General features: G+C 65.7%; 14 protein-coding genes. 5 read left to right on the top strand and 9 right to left on the bottom strand.

The window, feature by feature from the left end:
• Window positions 1-23: 23 nt before the first annotated feature.
• From HL666_RS06055 to HL666_RS06020, 8 genes are all read right to left on the bottom strand, one after another.
• Window positions 24-914, bottom strand: a complete 891-nt coding sequence (locus HL666_RS06055; protein ID WP_172180395.1) for a crotonase/enoyl-CoA hydratase family protein — start codon at window positions 912-914, stop codon at window positions 24-26.
• A 417-nt stretch (window positions 915-1,331) separates the two neighbouring features.
• Window positions 1,332-2,753: an amidase gene (locus tag HL666_RS06050; RefSeq protein ID WP_172180393.1), complete on the bottom strand. Its 1,422-nt coding sequence runs from the start codon at window positions 2,751-2,753 to the stop codon at window positions 1,332-1,334.
• 64 nt (window positions 2,754-2,817) lie between these two features.
• Window positions 2,818-3,981: a M20 aminoacylase family protein gene (locus tag HL666_RS06045; protein ID WP_172113863.1), complete on the bottom strand. Its 1,164-nt coding sequence runs from the start codon at window positions 3,979-3,981 to the stop codon at window positions 2,818-2,820.
• Window positions 3,982-4,256: 275 nt separating this feature from the next.
• Complete coding sequence (locus HL666_RS06040) at window positions 4,257-5,762, bottom strand: M81 family metallopeptidase (RefSeq protein WP_172180391.1); 1,506 nt, start codon at window positions 5,760-5,762, stop codon at window positions 4,257-4,259.
• A gap of 297 nt (window positions 5,763-6,059) precedes the next feature.
• A complete protein-coding gene (locus HL666_RS06035) occupies window positions 6,060-7,706 on the bottom strand; it encodes an ABC transporter ATP-binding protein (RefSeq protein ID WP_172113865.1) in 1,647 nt (548 codons plus the stop codon).
• A 112-nt stretch (window positions 7,707-7,818) separates the two neighbouring features.
• A complete protein-coding gene (locus HL666_RS06030; RefSeq protein WP_172113866.1) occupies window positions 7,819-8,709 on the bottom strand; it encodes an ABC transporter permease in 891 nt (296 codons plus the stop codon).
• A 13-nt stretch (window positions 8,710-8,722) separates the two neighbouring features.
• Window positions 8,723-9,664 (bottom strand): ABC transporter permease, encoded by a 942-nt coding sequence (locus HL666_RS06025; RefSeq protein ID WP_172113867.1) that lies wholly within the window; start codon window positions 9,662-9,664, stop codon window positions 8,723-8,725.
• A 417-nt stretch (window positions 9,665-10,081) separates the two neighbouring features.
• On the bottom strand, window positions 10,082-11,212 hold the full coding sequence (locus HL666_RS06020) for a M20/M25/M40 family metallo-hydrolase (RefSeq protein WP_172180389.1): 1,131 nt from the start codon (window positions 11,210-11,212) through the stop codon (window positions 10,082-10,084).
• Window positions 11,213-11,479: 267 nt separating this feature from the next.
• Between HL666_RS06020 and HL666_RS06015 the strand changes: the two genes are divergently transcribed.
• Entirely contained in the window at window positions 11,480-13,093 is a 1,614-nt protein-coding gene (locus tag HL666_RS06015) for an ABC transporter substrate-binding protein (RefSeq protein ID WP_172180387.1), read from the top strand.
• Between the two features lie 411 nt (window positions 13,094-13,504).
• Entirely contained in the window at window positions 13,505-15,118 is a 1,614-nt protein-coding gene (locus HL666_RS06010) for an ABC transporter substrate-binding protein (RefSeq protein WP_172180385.1), read from the top strand.
• A gap of 128 nt (window positions 15,119-15,246) precedes the next feature.
• Here HL666_RS06010 and HL666_RS06005 read toward each other — a convergent pair whose 3' ends face one another.
• On the bottom strand, window positions 15,247-15,387 hold the full coding sequence (locus HL666_RS06005; protein ID WP_172130935.1) for a hypothetical protein: 141 nt from the start codon (window positions 15,385-15,387) through the stop codon (window positions 15,247-15,249).
• Window positions 15,388-15,638: 251 nt separating this feature from the next.
• Here HL666_RS06005 and HL666_RS06000 point away from each other — a divergent pair, with 251 nt between their 5' ends.
• The 3 genes from HL666_RS06000 (at window position 15,639) to HL666_RS05990 (ending at window position 23,591) form a co-directional block, all read left to right on the top strand.
• Window positions 15,639-17,249, top strand: a complete 1,611-nt coding sequence (locus tag HL666_RS06000) for an ABC transporter substrate-binding protein (protein WP_172180383.1) — start codon at window positions 15,639-15,641, stop codon at window positions 17,247-17,249.
• A 246-nt stretch (window positions 17,250-17,495) separates the two neighbouring features.
• Window positions 17,496-20,603, top strand: a complete 3,108-nt coding sequence (locus tag HL666_RS05995) for an autotransporter domain-containing protein (protein ID WP_172180381.1) — start codon at window positions 17,496-17,498, stop codon at window positions 20,601-20,603.
• A 309-nt stretch (window positions 20,604-20,912) separates the two neighbouring features.
• Window positions 20,913-23,591, top strand: a complete 2,679-nt coding sequence (locus HL666_RS05990; RefSeq protein ID WP_172180379.1) for an autotransporter outer membrane beta-barrel domain-containing protein — start codon at window positions 20,913-20,915, stop codon at window positions 23,589-23,591.
• Window positions 23,592-23,608 lie beyond the last annotated feature (17 nt).

Raw genomic sequence — 23,608 nt, 5'->3', positions numbered from 1 at the left:
GGCGCGAGCGTGGCCGATAACTACTACTTGTACTCCCGCTCATCCCACCACGGGAAGTAGTCCGGCATGTCGGCCGTCACCGTGTTCTTGAACTGCGCCGGACGCTTCTGCAGGAACGACACCACGCCTTCCTTGACGTCATCGGAACGTCCGCGTGCGTAGATGCCGCGGCTGTCGATCTTGTGGGCTTCCATCGGATCGTCGGCGCCCATCATGCGCCACATCATCTGGCGGATCAGCGCGATCGACACCGGCGCGGTCTTGTCGGCGATCTCGCGCGCCAGCGCGCGGGCGGTCGGCAACAGATCATCCGGCGGCACCACCTTGCTGACGAGACGGCCGGCCAGCGCCTCCTGCGCCGGGAAGACGCGGCCGGTGTAGCACCATTCCAGCGCCTGCGAGATGCCGACGATGCGCGGCAGGAACCAGCTCGACGCCGCCTCCGGCACGATGCCGCGCTGGGAGAACACGAAGCCGAACCGTGCGGCTTCCGAGGCGATGCGGATGTCCATCGCGAGCTGCATGGTGACGCCGATGCCGACGGCGGGGCCGTTGACGGCGGCGATGACGGGTTTGAGCGACTTGAAGATGCGCAACGTCACCTGGCCGCCGCCGTCGCGCACCTGCGGGTCGGAATAGTCGACGCGGCCATCGGCGTGGCGCTTCACCGGCCCGCGCTTGGCGTCGCGATCGAAGGTGTCGGCACCGGAGGAGAGATCCGCGCCCGCGCAGAACGCGCGGCCCGATCCGGTGACGATGATCGCCCGGACGCCGTCATCCTTGTCGGCGCGATCGAACGCGTCGATCAGTTCTTCCATCATGGTGCCGGTGAAGGCGTTGAGCTTCTCGGGCCGGTTCAAGGTGATGGTGAGGATCTTGTCGGCGACGTCATAGAGGATGGTCTGGTAGGCCATGAGCGTTTCCTGATGTTGTTGTCGTGGCGTTTGTTAGTTGGTTGCTCGTGCCACAATCTCCGCCGTCATTCCGGGATGCGCCCTCTTTGGCGCAGGCCCGGAATCCATAACCACGATCGTGAGTATGGATTCCGGGCTCGTGCTTCGCACGCCCCGGAATGACGACGAAAATTGAGATCGGCGATCGGGATACAGTAGTTCAGCGCGTGGCCAACGCAAAGTGTGCATGACATTCCGCAGGGCGGGCAAAAACACTGCGCGCAGCATTGCTCTCTCAGCAAGCGATGCAGCAGTGATTGAGTTCACACTCTCTCCCCGTCATTGCGAGCGCAAGCGAAGCAATCCAGAGTCGTGGGCGAGACTCTGGATTGCTTCGCTTGCGCTCGCAATGACGGAGGAGGACGCAGTGGATAGGCTTCACTTGAGCGGAGCCTTCGGCCACGGCCGCTGCTCGCCACGCAACCCTTCGAACGTCTTGGCCATGCCGAGCACACCGACATCGTCGAAGCGGCGGCCGACGATCTGCAGGCCGATCGGGAAGCCGTCGGAATCGTAGCCGGCATTGACGGAGATCGCCGGGTTCTCCGACATGTTCCACGGCACGGTGTAGGTGATGTGCTCGAACGGTGCTTGCGGATCGTTGACGGGGGAGGCGTACTCGGCCGGAAACTTCACGCCGGGTGAGACCGGCGAAATGATGTAGTCGTACTCGCAGAACAGCTTTGCGGCAGCCGCCCGCAGCGCCATCGTGACATTGAATCCCCTGACGACCTCGACGCCGGACAGCGCCGCACCGCGCTCGGCCCATTGCAGGATGTAGGGCAGGGTTTTCGCGCGCACCTCGGGCGCGAGCCGCGCCAGATCGTCCCACAGCCGCGCACGCCAGAAATTGTCGAGGCCATCGAGCATTTCGCGCGTCAGAAAGCCCTTGATCTCGGTCACCACGGCGCCGGCATCCTCGAACGCTTTGGCTGCCTCAAGCGTCGTCGCGCGCACCGGCTCCTCGAGCGCCTGGCCGACGCCGCCGAGGTCGAGCATCAGGCCGAGGCGCAGCTTGCGCACCGGCTTCTCCGCGACCTTCCAGTGCAGATCTGACGGCGGCAGGCTGGTGCCGTCGCGGCGGTCAGGCTTCGACAGCACGCTCATCATCAGCGCGGCATCGTCGACGATGCGCGTCATCGGACCGGCCACGCGGCCGACATAGGGCGGGTCGATCGGCACGCGGCCGAAGCTCGGCTTGAGGCCGACGAGGCCGCACCACGATGCCGGCAGCCGGATCGAGCCGCCAATGTCGGTGCCGACATGCAGCGGGCCGTAACCCGCGGCCGCCGCGGCGCCTGCACCGGCGCTGGAGCCGCCGGGGTTCATCCGGAGATCCCAGGGATTGCGCGTCAGCGGATGAAAGCTCGACAGGCCCGACGACAGCATGCCGTAATCGGGCATCGTGGTCTTGGCGAAGATGATCGCGCCGGCTTCGCGCAGCCGCGCCACCGGCGGCGCGTCGGCCGCGAGCGGCGCGCGCGTGACGCTGGCCGCGCCGAGCGGCATCGGCTGGCCCTTGGTGGCGATGTTGTCCTTCACCGTCGCCGGGACGCCGTCGAGGACGCCGGCAGGCTCGTCATTGGCCCAGCGCTCGGTCGACGCCTTGGCTGCGGCCCGCGCGGCGTCAACGTCGAGCAGATACAGGGCCTTGATCTCAGGTTCCCACGCCGCGATATGCGCCAGCACATCGTCCATCACCTCGGATGGCGAGAACTGGCGCGCGCGGTAGCCGGCGATCAGGTCGACGGCGGAGAGATCGTGCAGCGAGGTGACGTCGTCAGAAGCGGGCTTGTGCATGCTGGTCCTCCGTCGCCGAAGTTCGTCTCAATTGCCGGCCCGCTCATTGACTTGCGTCAGTCGTCTACGCGGCCGCCAAGCGCGTCTCGATGATCCGCGCGAACATGCTGGCGCCGATCGGCAGGATCTTGTCGTCGAGCACGTAGCCGGGATTGTGCACCGGCACCGAGCCGTCATGGCCGACCCAGAAATACGCGCCCGGGATGGTCTGCAGCATGTCGGCGAAGTCCTCGCTGCCCATCTTCGGTGTCGAGCGCGTCAGCACCTTGGACGGCTCGACGACGGTGCGCGCGACCTCCTCGACGACCTTGGACTGCTCCTCCTGGTTGACCAGGACGCTGAACGTGTCGCGGATGTCGACGTCGATCTCGCAGTTGAACGCCGCCGCCATGCCGGCGCAGATCGCGCGCATGCGCTCGCGCACCAGCGCGCGGACATTGTCGGAGAACGCGCGCACGGTGCCGCACAGCCAGGCATCGCCCGGAATGACGTTGTAGGCCGAGCCGGCATGGATCTGCGTGATGGAGACCACCGCGGCCTGCAGCGGCTCGACGTTGCGGCTCACGATGGTCTGGATGGCCTGCGCGACGCTGGTCGCGATCACGACCGCGTCCTTCGAGCGCTCGGGCATCGCGCCATGGGCGCCATAGCCGGAGATTCTGATATCGAAGAAGTCGGCACCGGCCATCGCGGGGCCCGGGAGGATCGCGATCTCGCCATGCTCCAGGTCGGGCGCGTTATGCAGGCCGTACAGCTCGTCGCAGGGGAATTTCTGGAACAGGCCGTCCTTGATCATCGCCCGCGCACCGCCGAGGCCTTCCTCGGCCGGCTGGAAGATGAAGTGCACGGTGCCGTCGAAATTGCGCGTCTCGGCGAGATAGCGCGCGGTGCCGAGCAGCATCGTGGTGTGGCCGTCATGGCCGCAGCCGTGGAAACGGCCGGGGATGGTCGAGCGCCAGGGGAGGTTGGTGTTCTCCTCCATCGGCAGCGCGTCCATGTCGGCGCGCAGGCCGATCTTCTTGCCGTTATCGCCCTTGCCCTTGAGCACGCCGATCACGCCGGTGCCGCCGAGGCCGCGGTGCACCTCGATGCCCCATTGCGCGAGCTTCTCGGCGACGATGCCGGAGGTACGCGTCTCCTCGAAGCCGATCTCGGGATGGGCGTGCAGGTCGCGGCGGATGGCGGTGAGCTCGTCGGCGTAGCCTTGGATGCGGTCGATGGTGGGCATGAATGTTGTCCAGTTGAGCGGGAGAGAGAAATTGTCAGGCGAGCAATGGTGTGCAGCGCCGGTGTCGAATCTCAACCCTCATGGTGAGGAGCCCGCCCCTTGGCGGGCGTCTCGAACCATGAGGCCGAGCTGGTCGGGGGCCTCCTCCTTCGAGACGCCCGCCCATCGGGCGGGCTCCTCAGGATGAGGGTGGAAAGCAGCGCACGAGGTGAGGGACGTCGGTTCGATAGACGTGTGGTGAGAACCATGAGGCCTCGACTGGATCCGACAACGACTCATCCCGCGCCTCCAAACACAGGTCCGTTCGGCTTCAGCCGAATGCCCGGACGCAGGCGCGTCCAGGGCAGGGTGGAGGGATCGGCTGGCATCGCACCGGGGGCTGCGCAGATCAGAAGCGTCTCCGCGATGGGCTCGAAATCGGCGCGGAAATGCACCGAGCTCTTGTTGACCAGGATCGCCTGTTCGGTCGGCTCGATGCCGACGAAGCGGTACATCTCCTGATCGGCGAGTTGCGATTTGTGCGAGGCGACGACGACCCTGACGTCGCCGATGCGCAAGGCTGCCGACGGGCCCATCTCCATCTTGCGGCCGCCGTAGAACGGGCCGGGCGCTGTGAAGCGGCCGTCGGAGATTGTCTCGACGATGAAGCTTTCCTCGAACGGCGCGTCGCCGGGAATGCCGCTCTTGCCGCCGAGTGACAGCGTGATGGTCGCGCCTTCGCCGGCGGCATGCGCGGCCAGTGCGGCCTGCGGATCGTAGATCATGCCGATCGCCGCACGGCTGGCGCGGTTGCGCACCAGCGCGCGCAGCATGCCGGTGGTGTCGGAATCACCGCCGGCGCCGGGATTGTCCTGGGTGTCGGCGATCACGATCGGGCGGGTCGCCGTCTTCGCCAGCGTCATCGCGTGACGCACGCCCTCGTCGGGCGTGTAGATGCGACCGTCGAAATCATCCTCGTGGCCCGTGACGATCGCCGCGATCGCGTCCGCAGCGGCGTCCGCGTCGGCCTGCGTGCGGCCATAGGCGAACACGCTGGGGCCGCAATGCACGAAGTCGGCCGCGGGAAAACCGGGCGCGAAGGACAGCGTCGGCACGGCCTCGCTCTGCAACGCCGCGAGCTTCTCGTAGATGCCCTTGGTGGGCTGGTCGTTGGTGCACTGCCAGCTGATCGGGATGAGGAACGGTAGCTGCCGGAACGCTTTCGCCAGCGGCTGCTTCGTGCGCAGCAGCAGCGCCAGATGCTCGGCGCAGGCGCGGCCGGTGTCGGCCATGTCGGTGTGCGGATATTTGCGATAGGCGATCAGCGCGTCCGCATGCGCGATCATCTCGGGCGTGACGTTGGCGTGCAGATCGAGGCTCGCGACCAGCGGCATATCGGGGCCGATCGCGTTGCGCACGCGCGCGAGGATCTCGCCTTCGCCGTCGTCGAAATGCTCGGGCACCATCGCGCCGTGCAGGTCGAGATAGACGCCGTCGAGCGGGAGGGCCGCCTTGATCCGGTCGACCATCACGGTCGTGATGCGCTCGAACGCGTCCTTGGTGACATGCGCCGACGGGCTTGCCGCGCAGGCGATCGTCGGCACGATCTCCCAGCCGTTGGCTTCGGCGACCGCGATGAAGCCCGACTGGCCGGCATTGATGCCGCGCATCGTCGTCATCACGCTCGCGGCGTCGGCGATGGAGGCGCGACCGCCGCCATGCATGAAGTCGTCGTAATCCGCTTTCGTCGGTGCGAAGGTGTTGGTCTCGTGCAGGAAGCCGCCGATCGCGACGCGCGTCATTACTTCGCCTCAGGTCGTGAGATGGAGTGGCGACGTTAGACTGTGCTTTGCTGCCCGCGCAAGCGAAGGAGCGATGCCGTTTTGCATGCGGGCCACGATGGCGGCGCGCCGATCTGGCCCAGCTATCTCCGCGCGTCATTCCGGGGCATCGCGCAGCGATGAGCCCGGAATCCATAACCACGAGCAGGAGTTGCGAAGCACGCGCGTCGACCAGCCGACATCCCTACACCCGCCTGTGGGTATGGATTCCGGGCTCGTGCTGCGCACGCCCCGGAATGACGGCGGTGGGTGGCGCTGCTATGCCACCGCCTCCGAGACCGGCCGGAAGTTGGCAAAATCCCAGTTCCGGCCGGGGGCGGCTTCGAGCAGGGACTTCGTATACGCCTCCTTCGGATGCGTCAGGATCTCGCCGGCCGGGCCCTGCTCGACGATACGGCCCTTCTGCATCACGACGACCTCGTCGCAGATCTGCGCGGCGACGCGCAGATCATGGGTGATGAACAGGATGGCGATGCCGAGGCGGCGCTGGATCTCGTCGAGCAGTTCCAGCACCTGGGCCTGCACCGAGACGTCGAGCGCGGAGACGGCCTCGTCGGCCACCAGCACGTCCGGATCGAGCGCCAGCGCGCGCGCGATCGCAATGCGCTGGCGCTGGCCGCCGGAGAACTGGTGCGGATAGCGCGAGATCGCGTCGGCGGGAAGGCCGACGAGTTCGAGCAGCTCGCGCGCCCGCGCCATCGCCTTCTCGTGCGAGGTGCCGTAGTTGATCGGCCCCTCGGCGATGCTCTCGCCGACAGTGAGGCGCGGATTGAGCGAGCGGTAGGGATCCTGGAACACGATCTGGATGCGCTTGCGGTGCGGCTGCAGCAGGCGGCGGGTGAGGATCGAGATCTCGTGGCCGGCGAGGCGGACGCCGCCGGAGGTCGGATCGATCAGGCGCACGATGCAGCGCGCCACCGTGGATTTGCCCGACCCGCTTTCCCCGACGATGCCGAGCGTGCGGCCTTTTCGCAGCGTGATCGTGACGTTCTGCGCAGCGACGACCTCGCGCGCTTTGCCCAGGAAAGAGCGCTCGCGATAGACCTTGCCGAGCTCGTTGGTTTCCAGCACCACCGGCTCGGTGCTGTCGGGCCGCGGCGGCCGCGGGATCAGGCTCGGTACCGAGGCGAGCAGGTTGCGCGTGTAGTCCATTTCGGGTGCGCGCAGGATCTTGTCGAGCGCACCGGTCTCCACCAGACGGCCCTGGCGCATGACCGCAACACGGTCCGCGATCTCGGCGACCACGCCCATGTCATGGGTGATGAACAGCACCGCCGTGCCGTGATCGCGCTGCAGCTCGCGGATCAAGGAGAGGATCTGCTTCTGCGTGGTGACGTCGAGCGCGGTGGTCGGCTCGTCGGCGATCAGGAGTTTTGGCTCCAGCACGAGCGCCATCGCGATCATGATGCGCTGACGCTGGCCGCCGGAAAGGCGGTGCGGGTAGGAGCCGAAAATGCGCTCGACGTCGGGCAGGTGGACCTGCTCCATCATGTCGAGAATGCGCTTGCGCCGCGCTCGCGCATCGAGCGACGTATGCGCGCGCAACACCTCGTCGATCTGGCGGCCGACCGGCACGACCGGATTGAGCGCGGTCATCGGCTCCTGGAAGATCATCGCCATCTTGGTGGCGCGCAGTTCGCGCAGACGGCGGTCGCTCGCGGTGAGCAGCTCTTCGCCGACCAGCTTGACGCTCCCGCCAACCGGGTGGAGCGCGTTCTTCGGCAAGAGGCCCATCGTGGTCAGCGAGGTCACCGATTTGCCGGAGCCGCTTTCGCCCACGACGCACAGCGTCTCGCCTTTTTCGACCTTGATCGAAACGCCGTCGATGATGCGCGGGCCGTTCGGGTTCTTCGTCTTGCCGACGGTGACGACGAGGTTGTCAATGTCGAGGATGGTGTCGGTCATGCGTTCATTTCTCCACCGTCATTGCAAGGAGAGCCAGCGACGGAGCAATCCAGAGCTCCGGGTGCGGCCCCTGGATCGCGTCGCTTCGCTCGCGATGACGAAAAAACCAATTTCACTTGCCGGCCTCGCGCTGCTTCATGCGCGGGTCGAGCGCGTCGCGGGCGGCGTCGCCGATCAGGTTGATCGACAGGATGGCGATCGACAGCAACAGGCCCGGCCAGAAGATCAGCGAGGGCTTGATCTGGAAGTAGGAGCGGCCCTCGGCCATGATGTTGCCCCAGGTCGGCGTCTCCGGGCTGATGCCGGCGCCGAGGAACGACAGGATCGCCTCGGTGAGGATCGCGGCAGCGCAGATGTAGGTGCCCTGGACGATCAGCGGCGCGATCGTGTTCGGCATCAGATGCCGCCACATGATCTTGGGCATCGATGTGCCCAAGGAAATGGCGGCCTCGACATAGGGCTCCTCGCGTGCGGTGAGCACGACCGAGCGGACGAGGCGTGCGACGCGCGGGATCTCGACGATGGTGATCGCGATCATGACGGTGCCGACGCTGGCGCCGGAGAGCGAGACCACGGCGATGGCGAGCAGGATGCTCGGGATCGCCATCAGGCCGTCCATCACCCGCATGAGGATGGCGTCGACCCAGCGGAAGAAGCCGGAGACGAGGCCGATCACAAGACCGATCGCGATCGAGATGATCGCTGCGCCGACGCCGACCAGCAGCGAGATGCGGCCGCCATAGATGGTGCGCGACAACAGGTCGCGGCCATAGGCGTCGGTGCCGAGCAGGAATTGCGCGCTCGACGGCTTGAGCCGCTGCGCCGGCGCCAGCAGCACCGGATCATGCGGCGCCAGCAGCGGGGCCAGGATCGAGAGGATCACGATCAGCGACAGGCACACCGTGGCGACGGCGATGATCGGGGTCGATGTCAGGAAGCCGAACCGAGGGCCCAGTCGCGTGGTGACCGGGATCGACGGCTCAGGAGTGGTGACGATTGCCATCGGAGCTAAGGCCTCAGTAGCGGATGCGGGGATCGAGAAGCGTGTAGGCGAGGTCGATCAGCAGATTGACCGCGAGATAGATGAAGGAGGTCAGCAGGATCATGCCCTGGATGACCGGATAGTCGCGCGCCAGCACGGCATCGACCGTGAGACGCCCGATGCCGGGCAGGTTGAACACGCTCTCGGTGACGACGACTCCGGAGATCAGCAGCGCGAAGCCCGAGCCGATCACGGTGATCACCGGGACCGCGGCGTTGCGCAGCGCATGGCGCAGCAGCACCGCGATCTCGCTGACACCCTTGGCGCGCGCGGTGCGCACGAAATCCTCGCCGAGCACGTCGAGCATAGCGGCACGAGTCATGCGCGCGATCAGCGCGACGTAGATGAAGGACAGCGCGCAGGTCGGCAGGATGATGCGTTCGAAGAACGGTCCGAAGCCGACGCTGAGACTCTTGAAGCCCTGCACCGGAACCCAGCGCAGGTTGATGGCAAACACCTGGATCAGGATGTAGCCGATCACGAACACGGGCACCGAGAAGCCGAGCACCGACAGCGCCATCACGAAGCGGTCGATCCAGGTGCCGTGCTTCCACGCGGCGATGACGCCGAGCGGCACGGCGACGAGGATCGACAGGATGATGGTCGACAGCGCCACCGAGATCGACGGCTCGATGCGCTGCCCGATCATCTGCAGCACCGGCACCTTCGAGATCAATGACACGCCGAGATCGCCGTGCAGGAGCTGATTGATCCATGTGAAGAACTGGATATAGAGCGGCTCGTTCAAGCCGAGCGTGGTGCGGATGCGCTCGAGCTGCTCGGGCGTGGCGTTGTCGCCGGCGAGAATCGCGGCGGGATCGCCTGGCGTCAGCCGCAGCAGCAGGAAGACGAACAGCGCCACCACGCCCATCACCGGGATGGCAGCGAGAATGCGGCGGAGCAGATAACCGATCATCTTGAAAGAACCGTTGTCATGGTGCGGGAGTGTCGTGCCTGATGTCGCGAGTGATTGTGCATGTCACCGATGGTCATCGCTTTCAAGATCTCCGGTGTTCGCTCGTCTGCTCGTGCACACGGATGACACGATCGTCGTCGGCCGCGCGAACCATCGCATTTGCGAACAATGTCGCGCCCCTTTGCGGCGAACTTTCGCGCAAGAACTTTGCAAGCCGCATGCCATCATGCGCGCGCTGCGGAGCGATTGTCCACTTGCTCTGTTGGTCCCGGAAAATGAAACCGTGCTGCTGCGCAGCAGGCGGTGCGTAGCCCCGGAGAGCGAAGCGACCCGGGGGGCTCGCGCACAGCGGTGATGACCCCGTATGTCGCTGCGCTCATGCAGGTTACGAGATCCTGCCCCCAGGGCGATTCTACTCTACGCCAGCGTTGCGAGCAGGCCGGCCATCAGGCGGCCGCGCTCGGCGAGACTGTCGATCTCGATGTATTCGTTCAAAGTGTGCATGTCGGCGCCGCGGACGCCCAATCCATCGAGGGTCGGAATGCCCAGCGCGCCGGTGAAATTGCCGTCGGAGCCGCCGCCTGCCGAGCCGTGGGGCAGGGACATGCCCAGCTGCTCGGCGATGCCGCGCGCCTTGTCGTAGAGCGCCATGGTTCCGGAATCCGGCTCCCAGACCGGTCGCGTCACGCCGCGCGTCACCTTGAAGGCGACGTCGTCGGTGGTGCCGGACAGCGCCAGCATGCGCTCGACGCCGCGGTCGAGATCGGCCTGCCGCTTCGCCATGCTCAGCGCCTCGCCGGTGCAGGTCGTCGCCACGCAGTTGACCCATTGGCCGCCATGCACGATCCCGACCGAGAAGGTGCAATCCTCCGTCGTCATGGCGTCGATGGCCACGATCTGCCGCGCCATTTCCCGGATCGCGGAACGGCCGGCGCCGAGCCGCGCGCCGGCGTGGCTGGGACGCCCGGTGGCCTCGAGATTGAAGCGTGCGATCGCATAGCGGCCGGTGACCACGCCGTTGTCGGGGCGGCCCGGCTCGGGCACCAGCACGTATTTGTTGCGCTTCGCCTCGGCCTCGATGATGTCTCGGGTCGAGGGCGTGCCGACCTCCTCGTCCGGCGTGAATAGCACGGTGACGGGCAGCGGCGTCGTGACACTCGCCTTGATCAGCTGCCGGATGGCCTCCAGCGAAAGGTAGTTGCCGCCCTTCATGTCGCAGATGCCGGGTCCATGACATCGGTTGCCGTCACGCCGCCACGGCAGCTTGGCCAGTGTCCCGACTGGATGAACGGTATCCATGTGGCCGGCGATGAGGATGCCCGGCTCGCCTTGCCGGGGATGCGGAAAGCGCGCGCGCACGCACCCGGCGAAACCGTGCTGCCCGGAGATGCGCTCGATCGTCGCACCCAGGATCGCCATGTCCCGTGCGGCGAGATCGAGCATCCGCTCGACGGCGGCCGTGTCCCAGGTCGGACTCTCGCATTCCACCCAGCCGCGCAAGCCCTGCAGCATGGCTTCGGTATCAAAGGGAAGATGGGCTGGATTCATCTGAGTTCTCTTCACGGCGTTGTCGCAATCTCATCACACGAGACGGAGTCGGGCGACTTGTAAAGCGAAAGCTGTACGAGCGTTAACGGCATTGTCAGCTGCAGCGGGCATGCGCTGAATGCGGATTGACGCGACAGACGACCTCTGCAAGTGTCGAAAGCTCACGACTTACAGCGTGTTAGTTCGCACAAGGAATGATCTGCACGCACAACGAATGATCTGAATCTGATCAGTTTCAGGTCAAACCATCCTCCAGGAGACTTCGTAATGTTCCACATCCCGCGCTGGAAACGTCTGACGCTCGCTGCGAGCCTCGCCGTTTCCATGCTTTCGCTCTCGACGGCGCTGAGCACCCAGGCCATCGCTGCCGGCAAGAAGACGATCACGGCGGTGATGCATTCTGATCTGCGCGTGATCGACCCCGGCTTCACCACCGCCTACATCACCCGTGATCATGGCTACATGGTTTACGATACGCTGCTTGCGACCGATTCGAATTTCAAGGTCCAGCCGCAGATGGCGGACTGGAAGGTGTCGGACGACAAGCTGACCTACACCTTCACCCTGCGCGACGGCCTGAAATGGCATGACGGCGCGCCGGTGACGGCCGAGGACTGCGTGGCCTCGCTGAAGCGCTGGGGCCGCAATGACGGCATGGGCCAGAAGCTGATGGACTTCACGGCGAGCCTCGAAGCGCCGGACGCCAAGACCATCGTTCTCAAGTTGAAGGAGCCCTATGGGCTCGTCCTTGAGTCGATTGCCAAGCCGTCGTCGCTGGTGCCCTTCATGATGCCGAAGCGTCTCGCCGAGACGCCGCAGGGCCAGCAGATCGCGGAGCAGATCGGCTCGGGTCCGTTCAAATTCGTCAAGGCGGAATTCCAGCCGGGCGTGAAGGCGGTGTATGAGAAGAACACCGACTACGTGCCGCGCAAGGAGCCGGCGAGCTGGACCTCCGGCGGCAAGGTGGTGAAGGTCGACCGCGTCGAGTGGATCACGATGCCGGATGCTCAGACCGCGGTGAACGCGCTGCAGTCCGGCGACATCGACTTCATGGAGAACCTGCCCTACGACATGTTGCCGGTGGTGGAGGCGAACCCCGAGCTCAAGATCGACGTGCTCAACAAGTTCGGCTACCAGACCCTGGGCCGCATGAACTTCCTGAATCCGCCGTTCGACAACGTGAAGGTGCGCCGCGCGGCGTTCCTCGCGCTGAACCAGAAGGACGTGCTCGACGCGCTCGTCGGCAATCCGAAGTACCAGAAGATCTGCGGCGCGGTGTTCGTGTGCGGCACGCCGCTGGAGACCGACGTCGGTGCCGAGACCCTGATCAAGGGCAACGGCATGGCGGCGGCCAAGAAGGCGCTCGCCGAATCCGGCTATGACGGCACGCCGATCGCAATCATGGCCCCGGGCGACGTGACCACCCTGAAGGCCCAGCCCGTCGTGGCGGCGCAACTGCTGCGCGAGGCCGGCTTCAAGGTCGACCTGCAGGCAACGGATTGGCAGACGGTGGTCACCCGCCGCGCCAGCCAGAAGCCCGTCAAGGAGGGCGGCTGGAACATGTTCTTCACCAACTGGGTCGGCGCCGACGTCGCCAATCCCGTGGCGAACGTGTCGGTGGGCGGCCGTGGCACCAAGGGCGGCTGGTTCGGCTGGGCCGAAGATGCCGAGATCGAGAAGCTGCGCGATGCCTATGCGCGCTCGTCGTCTCCGGAGGAGCAGAAGAAGATTGCCGCCGAGATCCAGAAGCAGAACTACGAGAAGGTGATCTACATTCCGCTCGGCCAGTACCTCAACGCCAGCGGTTGGCGCAAATCGCTGAGCGGCGTGCTCGACGGCCCGGCCACCCCGGTTTTCTGGAATGTCGATAAGAGCGAGTAGGTCGCTCACGATCCTGCAAACGACCATGCGGCGGAGGCAACTCCGCCGCATTTTCTATGCGATCGTCCAGGTGGACGAAGTAACCGTGACGCAGGGCGGCAGCGCGCCCGCCGTCGATCGGCATATTCCGCGCGGCAGGACGGCGGGTGCTGCGTCCTTCTGATCTCGCCCGTAGAAATAGCAACTCTGCGCCTTCGCTCACCTTGCGGGAGCGAAGCTGGTAACCGGATGCACGGCTGCTGCGCGGGCGGCAGCAAAGCCGATTGACGGGCGCGAGAACTGTTGCAACTCTTCGCGCGCGGAATGAACGCTGGGCGCAGACCCGTGGAAATGATGGTGCGACGCCCAGCGGTCGCCGTGTCTCGACCACGTCGAGGCCGTCGTTCACCCCGTCACGTCAAGAGAGATCGCATGTCACCTCATTCGCGTCGGGCCCGTTCCGCGCTCGCGTCATGGCTTGTTGCGTCCGCCGTCCTGTTAGCGCCGGGGCTCGCGCCCGAAGGACTTGCCGCCGGCAAGAAGACCATCGCCGCAGTGATGCATTCGGATCTGCGTGTCATCGATCCCGGCTTCACCACGGCCTACATCACCCGCGACCACGGCTACATGGTCTACGACACGCTGGTCGCCACCGATTCCAATTTCAAGATCCAGCCGCAGATGGCGGACTGGAAGGTGTCGGACGACAGACTGACCTACACCTTCACCCTGCGCGACGGCCTGAAGTGGCATGACGGCGCACCAGTGACGGCCGAGGACTGCGTCGCCTCGCTGAAGCGCTGGGGCCGCAATGACGGCATGGGCCAGAAGCTGATGGACTTCACGGCGAGCCTCGAGGCGCCGGACGCCAAGACCATCGTTCTCAAGCTGAAGGAGCCCTATGGGCTCGTGCTGGAATCGATCGGCAAGCCATCCTCCTACGTGCCGTTCATGATGCCCAAGCGTCTGGCCGAGACGCCGCAGGGCCAGCAGATCGCGGAGCAGATCGGCTCGGGTCCGTTCAAATTCGTCAAGGCGGAGTTCCAGCCGGGCGTGAAGGCGGTCTACGAGAAGAACACCGACTACGTCCCCCGCAAGGAGCCCGCGAGCTGGACGGCGGGCGGCAAGGTGGTGAAGGTCGATCGCGTCGAGTGGATCACGATGCCCGACGCCCAGACCGCAGCGAACGCGTTGCAGTCCGGCGACATCGACTTCATGGAGGCGCCGCCCTACGAGCTGCTCTCGGTGCTGGAGGCCAACCCCGAGCTCAAGACCGAGGTGCTCAACAAGTTCGGCTATCAGACGCTCGGCCGCATGAATTTCCTGAATCCGCCGTTCGACAACGTGAAGGTGCGCCGCGCGGCGTTCCTCGCGCTGAACCAGAAGGACGTGCTCGACGCGCTCGTCGGCAATCCGAAGTACCAGAAGATCTGCGGCGCGGTGTTCGTGTGCGGCACGCCGCTGGAGACCGACGTCGGTGCCGAGACCCTGATCAAGGGCAACGGCATGGCCGAAGCGAAGAAGGCGCTCGCCGAATCCGGCTATGACGGCACGCCGATCGCGATCATGGCGCCCGGCGACGTGATCGCGCTCAAGGCGCAGCCCGTCGTGGCCGCCCAGCTCTTGCGCGAGGCCGGCTTCAAGGTCGACCTGCAGGCGACCGACTGGCAGACCGTGGTGACGCGGCGCGCCAGCCAGAAGCCCGTCAAGGAGGGCGGCTGGAACATGTTCTTCACCAACTGGGTCGGCGCCGACGTCGCCAATCCCGTGGCGAACGTGTCGGTGGGCGGCCGTGGCACCAAGGGCGGCTGGTTCGGCTGGGCCGAGGATGCCGACATCGAGAAGCTGCGCGACGCCTATGCGCGCGCATCGTCGCCCGAGGAGCAGAAGAAGATCGCGACCGAGATCCAGAAGCTGAACTACGAGCGCGTGATCTATGTGCCGCTCGGCCAATATCTGCAGCCGAGCGTGTGGCGCAAGACGTTGACCGGCGTGCTCGACGGCCCGGCCACGCCGATCTTCTGGAACATCGAGAAGAAGGACTAAGTCGCCGGCCGGTGGCGATCACGACCGGGTAGTCGAATGCACAGCGCGGCGAGGGGGACCCGCCGCGCTGTTCTTGCGAGCCGTTTGCGTCCGAGCTCTTCGCCGTCAATGGCTGGAGCAAACGGCGCTCAGCAGTGCGTGTCACGAACGGCTTCCAACCCATCCACCATCAGCGGCGGCGTGAGTTGATCCCGCGACGGCTTGTTGCTGGTGGGTATCGGTGCGGCAGGGCGGCGATTGCCCTGCGGCTCGGTGGTTTCGATCGGCATCGTCATGCTCCTGGTCACGCTCTCAACGGAGCAGTCGCTGCCGAGTTCCAGCTGGCGGGACGCTATCGGCTCACTGCCAGCGCTTGCCGGCCTCGCCGGGCGCCCATGCGGCCAAGACAATTGACGACCGGTGGAACTGCTGCAAGTCTCTGCGGGCGTTGCCTAAGCGTCTGTGGACGCGATGCAAGCGCTCGCCGCGCCTTGGTCGGTGTCAGGGCCGCCTGATGAAAGCTCACGTCAAGAGAGATCGCATGCCACATCCTTCGCGCCGGACGTCATCCGCGCTCGTGTCCTGTCTCGTCGCTGCGGCCCTTGCCGTTTCGGCGGGAGTGACGACCAAAGCCTTCGCTGCCGGCAAGAAGACGATCACGGCGGTGATGCACTCTGATCTCCGCGTGATCGACCCGGTGTTCACGCCGGCCTACATCACCCGCGACCATGGCTACATGGTGTACGACACCCTGCTCGGAACCGACGCCAACTTCCAGGTCCAGCCGCAGATGGCGGATTGGAAGGTGTCGGACGACAAGCTGACCTACACCTTTACCCTGCGCGACGGCCTGAAATGGCACGACGGTGCTGATGTCACCGCCGAGGACTGCGTGGCCTCGCTGAAGCGCTGGAGCCGCAACGACAGCATGGGCCAGAAGCTGATGGAGGCGACAGCTTCGCTCGAGGCGACGGATGCCAAGACCATCACGCTCAAGCTGAAGGAGGCGTACGGCCTGGTGCTCGACTCGATCGGCAAGCCGTCGTCCTACGTGCCGTTCATGATGCCCAAGCGTCTGGCCGAGACGCCGGCGAACCAGCAGATCTCCGAGCAGATCGGCTCCGGCCCGTTCAAGTTCGTCAAGGCCGAGTTTCAGCCCGGCGTGAAGGCGGTCTACGAGAAGAACACCGACTACGTGCCGCGCAAGGAGCCGCCGAGCTGGACCGCCGGCGGCAAGGTCGTGAAGGTCGACCGCGTCGAATGGATCGCGATGCCGGATGCCCAGACAGCGGTGAATGCGCTGCAGTCCGGCGATGTCGATTTCATGGAGTTTCCGCCGCTCGATCTCGAGCCGCTGCTCGCCGCCAATCCCGATATCAAGATGAACGTGCTGAACAAGTTCGGTTATCAGACGCTGGGCCGGATGAACTTCCTGTTTCCGCCGTTCGACAATGTGAAGCTCCGCCGGGCGGCGTTCCTGGCGCTGAACCAGAAGGACGTGCTCGACGCGCTGGTCGGCAATTCGAAGTACTACAAGATCTGCGGCGCAGTTTTCGGCTGCGGTACCCCGCTGGAAGCGGACGTCGGCTCGGAGACGCTGGTCAAGGGCAACGGCATGGAGCAGGCCAAGAAGCTGCTCGGCGAGGCCGGCTATGACGGCACGCCGGTGGTGATTCTCGCCCCGGGCGACGCCATCACCCTGAAGGCGCAGCCGGTGATCGCCGCGCAGCTGCTGCGCGCGGCGGGATTCAAAGTCGATCTGCAGACGACCGACTGGCAGACCGTGGTGACCCGGCGCGCCAGCCAGAAGCCGCCGAAGGAGGGCGGCTGGAACATGTTCTTCACCAACTCGGTGATCGCCGATTCCGGCAACCCGATTGGCAGCACCTTCGTCGGCGCGCGTGGCCAGAAGAGCCCGTTCGGCTGGCCCGACGATCCGAAGATGGAGGAGCTCCGCGATGCCTTCGCCAAGGCCACCAAGCCCGAGGATCGAAAGCGGATTGCCGCCGAGATTCAGCAGGAGGTCTACGAGCAGGTGATCTACGTGCCGCTCGGCCAATGGTTCATGCCGAGCGCCTGGCGCAAGTCGATCAGCGGCGTGCTGGAGGGGCAGGCGGTGCCGGTGTTCTGGAACGTCGACAAGAGCGAGTGACGCCTGCCGTAGCCTGGTAGCCGCGGTAGCATGTAGCCCGGATGTCGCTGTCGCCTTCGCGCTCGCGCGCGCCGGCTGTCGCTCATCCGGCTACGACCACGGGCTACGCGCGACGCGACGATTTCTCCGGAGAACTACGCGCTAAAGTTGTAACGTATAGTTAACACTTGATTAGATCGAGTTGTCCTAGATTCGCGCTCCATCAGCGGAGCGCATGGACCAGATGGCGCGTTTCTTCAGATCGCATTGCGGTCACGGCCTGACGGCAACATCATTCTGGGAACGGTCCTGGCGCAGACGACGCCTGTCCGTGCCGTCGACTGGACCGGCCTGCTGTCGACCGACTGGTTCAACGCCGGCAACTGGACGGGCACCGTTCCAGACAACACGACCAGCACGAGGATCGACACCATCACACCCAACCCGACATTGGTCGGGGCGCCCGGCGCGCAGGCGACCGATCTGAGGGTCGGCGTATCAGCAACCGGCGCGTTGATGGTCCAGAGCGGCGGCACCATCAACAACACCCTCGGCGTCATCGGCGACAATGTGGGCTCGATTGGCAGCGCGACGGTGGATGGCGCCGGTTCAAGCTGGATCAATAGCGCCGATCTGCTTGTCGGGAACGCCGGCAATGGCACACTGATCATTCGCAATGGCGGCGCCGTGAGCAATGACTACGGTTATGTCGGCCTTGATAACGGTGCGACCGGCGTCGTGACCGTGGATGGCGTCCATTCGACCTGGACCAACACCTCCGATTTGCTCGTCGGCTCCACCGGGAACGGTACGCTGGCTATCCGCAATGGCGGCGCAGTGACGAATGAGTACGGCTTTGTCGGCAATGATAGCGGCGCGACCGGCGTCGTCACCGTGGATGGCGTCGGCTCGACCTGGACCAACCGATCGGAGCTGTATGTCGGCTCAGCCGGCAACGGATCTCTGAACATCCAAAACGGCGGCACAGTCACCAGCGGCATGAGCCTTTTCGCCATCAATCCCGGCTCCACCGGCGCCGTGACGGTGAACGGCGCCGGCTCGGGCTGGACGACTGCCGGCGATTTGTATGTCGGCAGCGGCGGCAGCGCGACGCTGGCCATCCTGAATGGTGGCGGCGTCAGCATTGGCGGCAACAGCTATCTCGGCGTCGCATCGGGCTCAGTCGGCAGCGCAACCGTGGACGGCACCGGCTCGCACTGGATCAGCAGCGGCAATCTCGGCATCGGCAGCCAAGGCAGCGGCACGGTGACCATCCGCAACGGCGCTGCGGTGAGCAACGTCTTCGGCTCTCTCGCCATCCAGCCCGGTTCGACCGGTACCGTGACGGTGGATGGGACCGGCTCGACCTGGACCAACAGCGCTGATGTCCATGTCGGCTATGGCGGTATCGGAGCGTTGACTATCAGCAATGGCGCCAGCGTCTCGGCCTCGACCATGTTCCTCGCCTACCAGCCCGGCTCGGTCGGCAAGCTGAATATCGGCGCAGCCGTCGGCCAGGCGGCCACAGCGCCCGGAACGCTCAGCGCAGCCTCGGTCGATCTGGGGAACGGCAGTGGCGAGATCGTGTTCAACCACACGGGCACGAACTACACCTTCGCCCCCGTCATCACCGGCAGCGGCGCAGGGACGCGAACGGTGCGCGTCGAGGCCGGCAAGACGATCCTGACCGCGGCCAGCACCTACACGGGACCGACCATCATCAATGGCGGCACGCTGTCGGTGAACGGTTCGATCGCCGGTTCTGCCGTCACGGTGAACGCCGGCGGCACGCTCGGCGGCAACGGCACCGTCGGCAACACCATGATCGATGGCGGCACACTGGCGCCCGGCAATTCGATCGGCGTGCTGACCGTGAACGGCAGTCTGTCGTTCACCGCCGCGGCGTCCTACATGCTCGAGATATCGCCTGCCAGCGCCGACCGCGTCAACGTGACGGGAACGGCGACATTGTCCGGCGCCAAGGTGAATGCGTCGTTTGCAGCCGGAAGCTATGTCGCCAAGCGGTATACGATCGTCAATGCGGGCGGTGGTGTCAGCGGCACGTTCGGAGCGGTGGTGAACAGCAACCTGCCGTCGGGGTTCAAGTCGAGCTTGAGCTACGACGCCAACAACGCCTATCTCGATCTGGCGCTGGCCTTCATCGCTCCGCCCAGCACCGGCCTCACCATCAATCAAGCCAACGTCGCCAACGCGCTGGTCAACTCCTTCAACCGCAACGGCGGCATTCCGCTGGTCTATGGCGGGCTGACCGCGCCGGGGCTGACGCAGGCCTCCGGCGAGATTGCCACGGCGGTGCGGCCGACCATGGTGCACGCAATGACGCAGTTCACGACCGCGATGACCGATGCTGCGGCCGTCGATCTCCGCCGCGATCAGACCAGCGCGCCGGGTCCAGCCGATGACGCCGATCTCGCGAACGCCTATGCCAGCGTCCCGCTCCGCGGCACGGTCGGTGACACATTCAGCTCGAATACGAGAGCCGCGCTGCGTGAGCCGCCATTCGAATCGCGCTGGCGCATGTGGGCCTCGGGCTTCGGCGGTGGCCAAGCCCGCGACGGCAACGCGATCGTTGGATCCAGCGCCGCCACCAGCCGCATGTTTGGCGCGGCGGCGGGGGCCGACTACTGGCTGTCGCCGGCAACGGTCGCCGGCTTTGCGCTGGCGGGCGGCGGCACCAGTTTCAACGTGGCCGCCGGTGGCGGGGGACGTACCGATATGTTTCAGGCCGGCGCCTACATCAGGCACGTTGCAGGCCCGGCCTATGTCAGCGCAGCCGCAGCCTATGGCTGGCATGACGTCACGACGGATCGAACGGTCATCATCTCGGGCGTCGATCAGTTGCGCGCGCGGTTCTGGGCGAGCAGTCTTGCGGCGCGTCTCGAAGGCGGCAGCCGCTTTGCTCCGTCCTGGCTCGGCGGCCTTGGTCTGACGCCCTATGCCGCCGCGCAGGTGACGGCCACGCGTCTCCCCGGCTATGCCGAAACCGTCACCACCGGCGCCAACCATTTCGCACTGTCCTACCTGGCGAAGTCCGTGACCGCGCCGCGCACCGAACTCGGCATGCGCAGCGATACGTCCTTCGCCGTGAACGATGCGCTGCTGACGTTGCGCGGCCGCGCCGCCTGGGCGCACGACTTCAATCCCGTCAGTTCGGCCTCAGCCAGCTTCGAGTCCTTGCCCGGCGCAAGCTTCGTCGTGAACGGCGCGACCGCGGCACGTGATGTGGCGTTGACGATGGTCTCGGCCGAAGTGAACTGGCGAAATGGTGTCGCGCTCGCTGCGACCTTCGAAGGCGAGTTTTCCGCCGTCACCCGCGCCTACAATGGCAGGAGCGTCGCGCGTTACAGGTGGTGAGCCGAACCGTGCCGGCGATCGACAGGCATTGTTGATCCTCCGGGCAAGTGGGTGGTCGCAAGCTCAACTCTGACCACTCGCCACCCATGGGATCTACGGGCGACTACGATCTGTTCGCGTCATTGCGAGCGAAGTGCCGTGTCGCTGCAACACGAACATCTCGACGAGACCGGGCGCGCGCAGGTGCCCATCATCAAACGCCTTGCTACTCATCCGTGCAACTACGCGGAGAAGTTGTAACTTATAGTTAATACTTGATTAGATCAGTTATCTTAGATTCGCGCTCCATCAGTGGAGCGTATGGACCATATGGCGCGTTTCTCCCGATTGCATGTCGGACAAGGCCTGGCGACAGCATCCATCGCGCTGGGAACGGTCCTGGTGCAGACCACGCCAGTCCTTGCCGTCGACTGGACCGGTCTCACGTCGACCGACTGGTTCAACGCCGGCAACTGGTCCGGTGGCGTTCCAACCAGCGCGACCAGCGCGACGATCGACACGGCCGGCAACGCGGCGGTGGTCGGGGTTGCCGGCGCGCAGGCCACGGCCGTGAAGGTCGGCGATGCCAACGCCGGCGCGTTGACCGTCCAGGACGGCGGCACCTTGAGCGCTACGCAAGGCACGATCGGCGGCCAGGCCGGCGCAACCGGGGCGGTGACCGTCGATGGCGCCGGGTCGACCTGGAGCACCAGCGGATCACTGGACATCGGAAGCCATGGCACGGGCGCGCTGAGCATCCGCAACGGCGCCGCGGTGACCGTCGGCGATACTGTCTGGATCGGCAACTGGCCCGGGGGAATCGGCGGAGTGACGATCGACGGCACCGGCTCCACCTTCATCATCAAGAATCTGTATGTCGGCTGGGACGGCCAGGCCACCCTGAGCATCAGCAACGGCGCAAAACTGATCAGCGCCACGGTTGGCTCGAGCCTTGCTGCCACCGGGGTTAGCGCCATCACGGTGGATGGCATCGGATCGAGTTGGACCGATGGCGCCAACATCTTCATTGGTGACAGGGGTGTCGGCACGCTCACCATTCGCAATGGCGCCACGGTGTCGGGGCCGAACCTGATCCTCGGCCACTACGCCAGCGGAAACAGCACGCTCAATATCGGCGCCGGCCTCGGCGAAGCGGCCACGGCGCCCGGGACGCTCAGCGCGGCCTCGGTCCAGCTTGGTGTCGGCACCAGCCAGATCGTGTTCAACCATACCGGCACGAACTACACTTTCGCCCCAATCATCATCGGCAGCGGGGCAGGGACGCGATCGGTGCGCGTCGAGGCCGGCACCACGATCCTGACCGCCGCCAGCTCCTATACCGGGCCAACACTGATCGATGGCGGCACGCTGTCGGTGAACGGTTCGATCGCCAATTCGGCGGTTACCGTGAATGCCGGCGGCACGCTCGGCGGCAACGGCACCGTCGGCAGCACCATGATCAACGGCGGCGCACTCGCCCCCGGCAATTCAGTCGGCCTGTTGACCGTGAACGGCAGTCTGACGTTCACTGCGGCCGCGTCCTACATGGTCGAGATATCCCCGGCCGGTGCTGACCGCGTCAACGTTTCGGGAACGGCGACGCTGGCGGGCGCCACGGTCAGTGTGTCGTCTGCGGCCGGGGGCTACGTCGCCAAGCAGTACACCATCGTCAATGCCGGCGGTGGCATCAGCGGCACCTTCGGCTCGGTGGTGAACAGCAGTCTACCATCGGGATTCAAGTCGAGCTTGAGCTACGACGCCAACAACGCCTATCTCGATCTCGCGCTGGCCTATACCGCTCCGTCCAACACCGGCTTCACCATCAATCAGACCAACGTCGCCAACGCGCTGGTCAACTCCTTCAACAGCCATGGCGGCATTCCGCTGGTCTATGGCGGGTTGTCCGCGCCGGGGCTGACGCAGGCCTCCGGCGAGATTGCCACCGCGGTGCAGCCGACCATGGTGCGCGCGCTCACGCAGTTCACGACCGCGATGACCGATGTTGCCGCCGCCGACCGCAGCCGCGACCAGACGACCGCAAGGGACCTGGCCGATGCGGCCGATCTCGCGAACGCCTATGCCAGCGTCCCGCTTCGTGGCACGGTCGGTGAAACATTCGGCCTGAAAGCCCAAGCTGCGCCGCATGCACCGCCATTCGAGGCGCGCTGGCGAACCTGGGCCGCGGGCTTCGGCGGTGGCCAGACCACCGACGGCAATGCGCCGGTCGGATCCAGCACCGCCACCAGCCGCATGTTCGGCGCCGCTGCGGGGGCCGACCACTGGCTGTCGCCGGCAACCGTCGCCGGCTTTGCGCTGGCGGGCGGCGCCACCAGTTTCAACGTGGCCGCCGGCGGCACCGGGCGCGGCGACATGTTCCAGGCCGGCGCATACATCAAGCACATGGCGGGCCCGGCCTATGTCAGCGCGGCCGCCGCCTATGGCTGGCATGACGTCACGACCGATCGCACGCTCACCATCTCGGGCATTGATCAGCTGCGCGCGCGCTTCCGCGCCAACAATCTCGCCGGCCGTCTCGAAGGCGGTAGCCGCTTTGCTACGACCTGGTTCGGCGGCCTCGACCTGACGCCCTATGCGGCCGCACAGGTAACGATCACGCGCCTTCCTGGCTACGCGGAAGCCGTCACCGCCGGCGCCAACAGTTTCGCGCTGTCCTATCTGGCAAGCACCGTGACGTCGCCGCGGACCGAACTCGGCGTGCGCAGTGGCAAATCCTTTGCCGTGAACGATGCTCTGCTCACCTTGCGTGGTCGCGCCGCATGGGCGCGTGACTTCAACCCTGATACTGCCGCATGGGCCAGCTTCCAGGCGTTGCCCGGAGCAAGCTTCGTGGTGAACGGCGCGGCCGGGGCGCGTGATGTGGCACTGACGACGGTCTCTGCCGAGATGAACTGGCGGAAGGGCATCGCGCTCGCCGCGACGTTCGAAGGCGAGTTTTCCGCCGTGACCCGCTCCTATGCCGGCAAGAGCGTTGCGAGCTACCGGTGGTGAACGGAGCGGCGTTGCGC

It is taken from the genome of Bradyrhizobium aeschynomenes (genome assembly GCF_013178945.1).
In the GTDB taxonomy this organism is placed as follows: Bacteria; Pseudomonadota; Alphaproteobacteria; order Rhizobiales; family Xanthobacteraceae; genus Bradyrhizobium; species Bradyrhizobium aeschynomenes.
Note: the sequence above shows the minus strand (reverse complement) of the source record. Positions and strands in the feature narration are given on the sequence as shown.

Excerpts from the sequence above, each read along its gene's own strand:
- HL666_RS06055 (WP_172180395.1), bottom strand. The coding sequence starts at position 914 with ATGGCCTACCAGACCATCCTCTATGACGTCGCCGACAAGATCCTCACC.
- HL666_RS06050 (WP_172180393.1), bottom strand. The coding sequence starts at position 2,753 with ATGCACAAGCCCGCTTCTGACGACGTCACCTCGCTGCACGATCTCTCC.
- HL666_RS06045 (WP_172113863.1), bottom strand. The coding sequence starts at position 3,981 with ATGCCCACCATCGACCGCATCCAAGGCTACGCCGACGAGCTCACCGCC.
- HL666_RS06040 (WP_172180391.1), bottom strand. The coding sequence starts at position 5,762 with ATGACGCGCGTCGCGATCGGCGGCTTCCTGCACGAGACCAACACCTTC.
- HL666_RS06035 (WP_172113865.1), bottom strand. The coding sequence starts at position 7,706 with ATGACCGACACCATCCTCGACATTGACAACCTCGTCGTCACCGTCGGC.
- HL666_RS06030 (WP_172113866.1), bottom strand. The coding sequence starts at position 8,709 with ATGGCAATCGTCACCACTCCTGAGCCGTCGATCCCGGTCACCACGCGA.
- HL666_RS06025 (WP_172113867.1), bottom strand. The coding sequence starts at position 9,664 with ATGATCGGTTATCTGCTCCGCCGCATTCTCGCTGCCATCCCGGTGATG.
- HL666_RS06020 (WP_172180389.1), bottom strand. The coding sequence starts at position 11,212 with ATGAATCCAGCCCATCTTCCCTTTGATACCGAAGCCATGCTGCAGGGC.
- HL666_RS06015 (WP_172180387.1), top strand. The coding sequence starts at position 11,480 with ATGTTCCACATCCCGCGCTGGAAACGTCTGACGCTCGCTGCGAGCCTC.
- HL666_RS06010 (WP_172180385.1), top strand. The coding sequence starts at position 13,505 with ATGTCACCTCATTCGCGTCGGGCCCGTTCCGCGCTCGCGTCATGGCTT.
- HL666_RS06005 (WP_172130935.1), bottom strand. The coding sequence starts at position 15,387 with ATGCCGATCGAAACCACCGAGCCGCAGGGCAATCGCCGCCCTGCCGCA.
- HL666_RS06000 (WP_172180383.1), top strand. The coding sequence starts at position 15,639 with ATGCCACATCCTTCGCGCCGGACGTCATCCGCGCTCGTGTCCTGTCTC.
- HL666_RS05990 (WP_172180379.1), top strand. The coding sequence starts at position 20,913 with ATGGCGCGTTTCTCCCGATTGCATGTCGGACAAGGCCTGGCGACAGCA.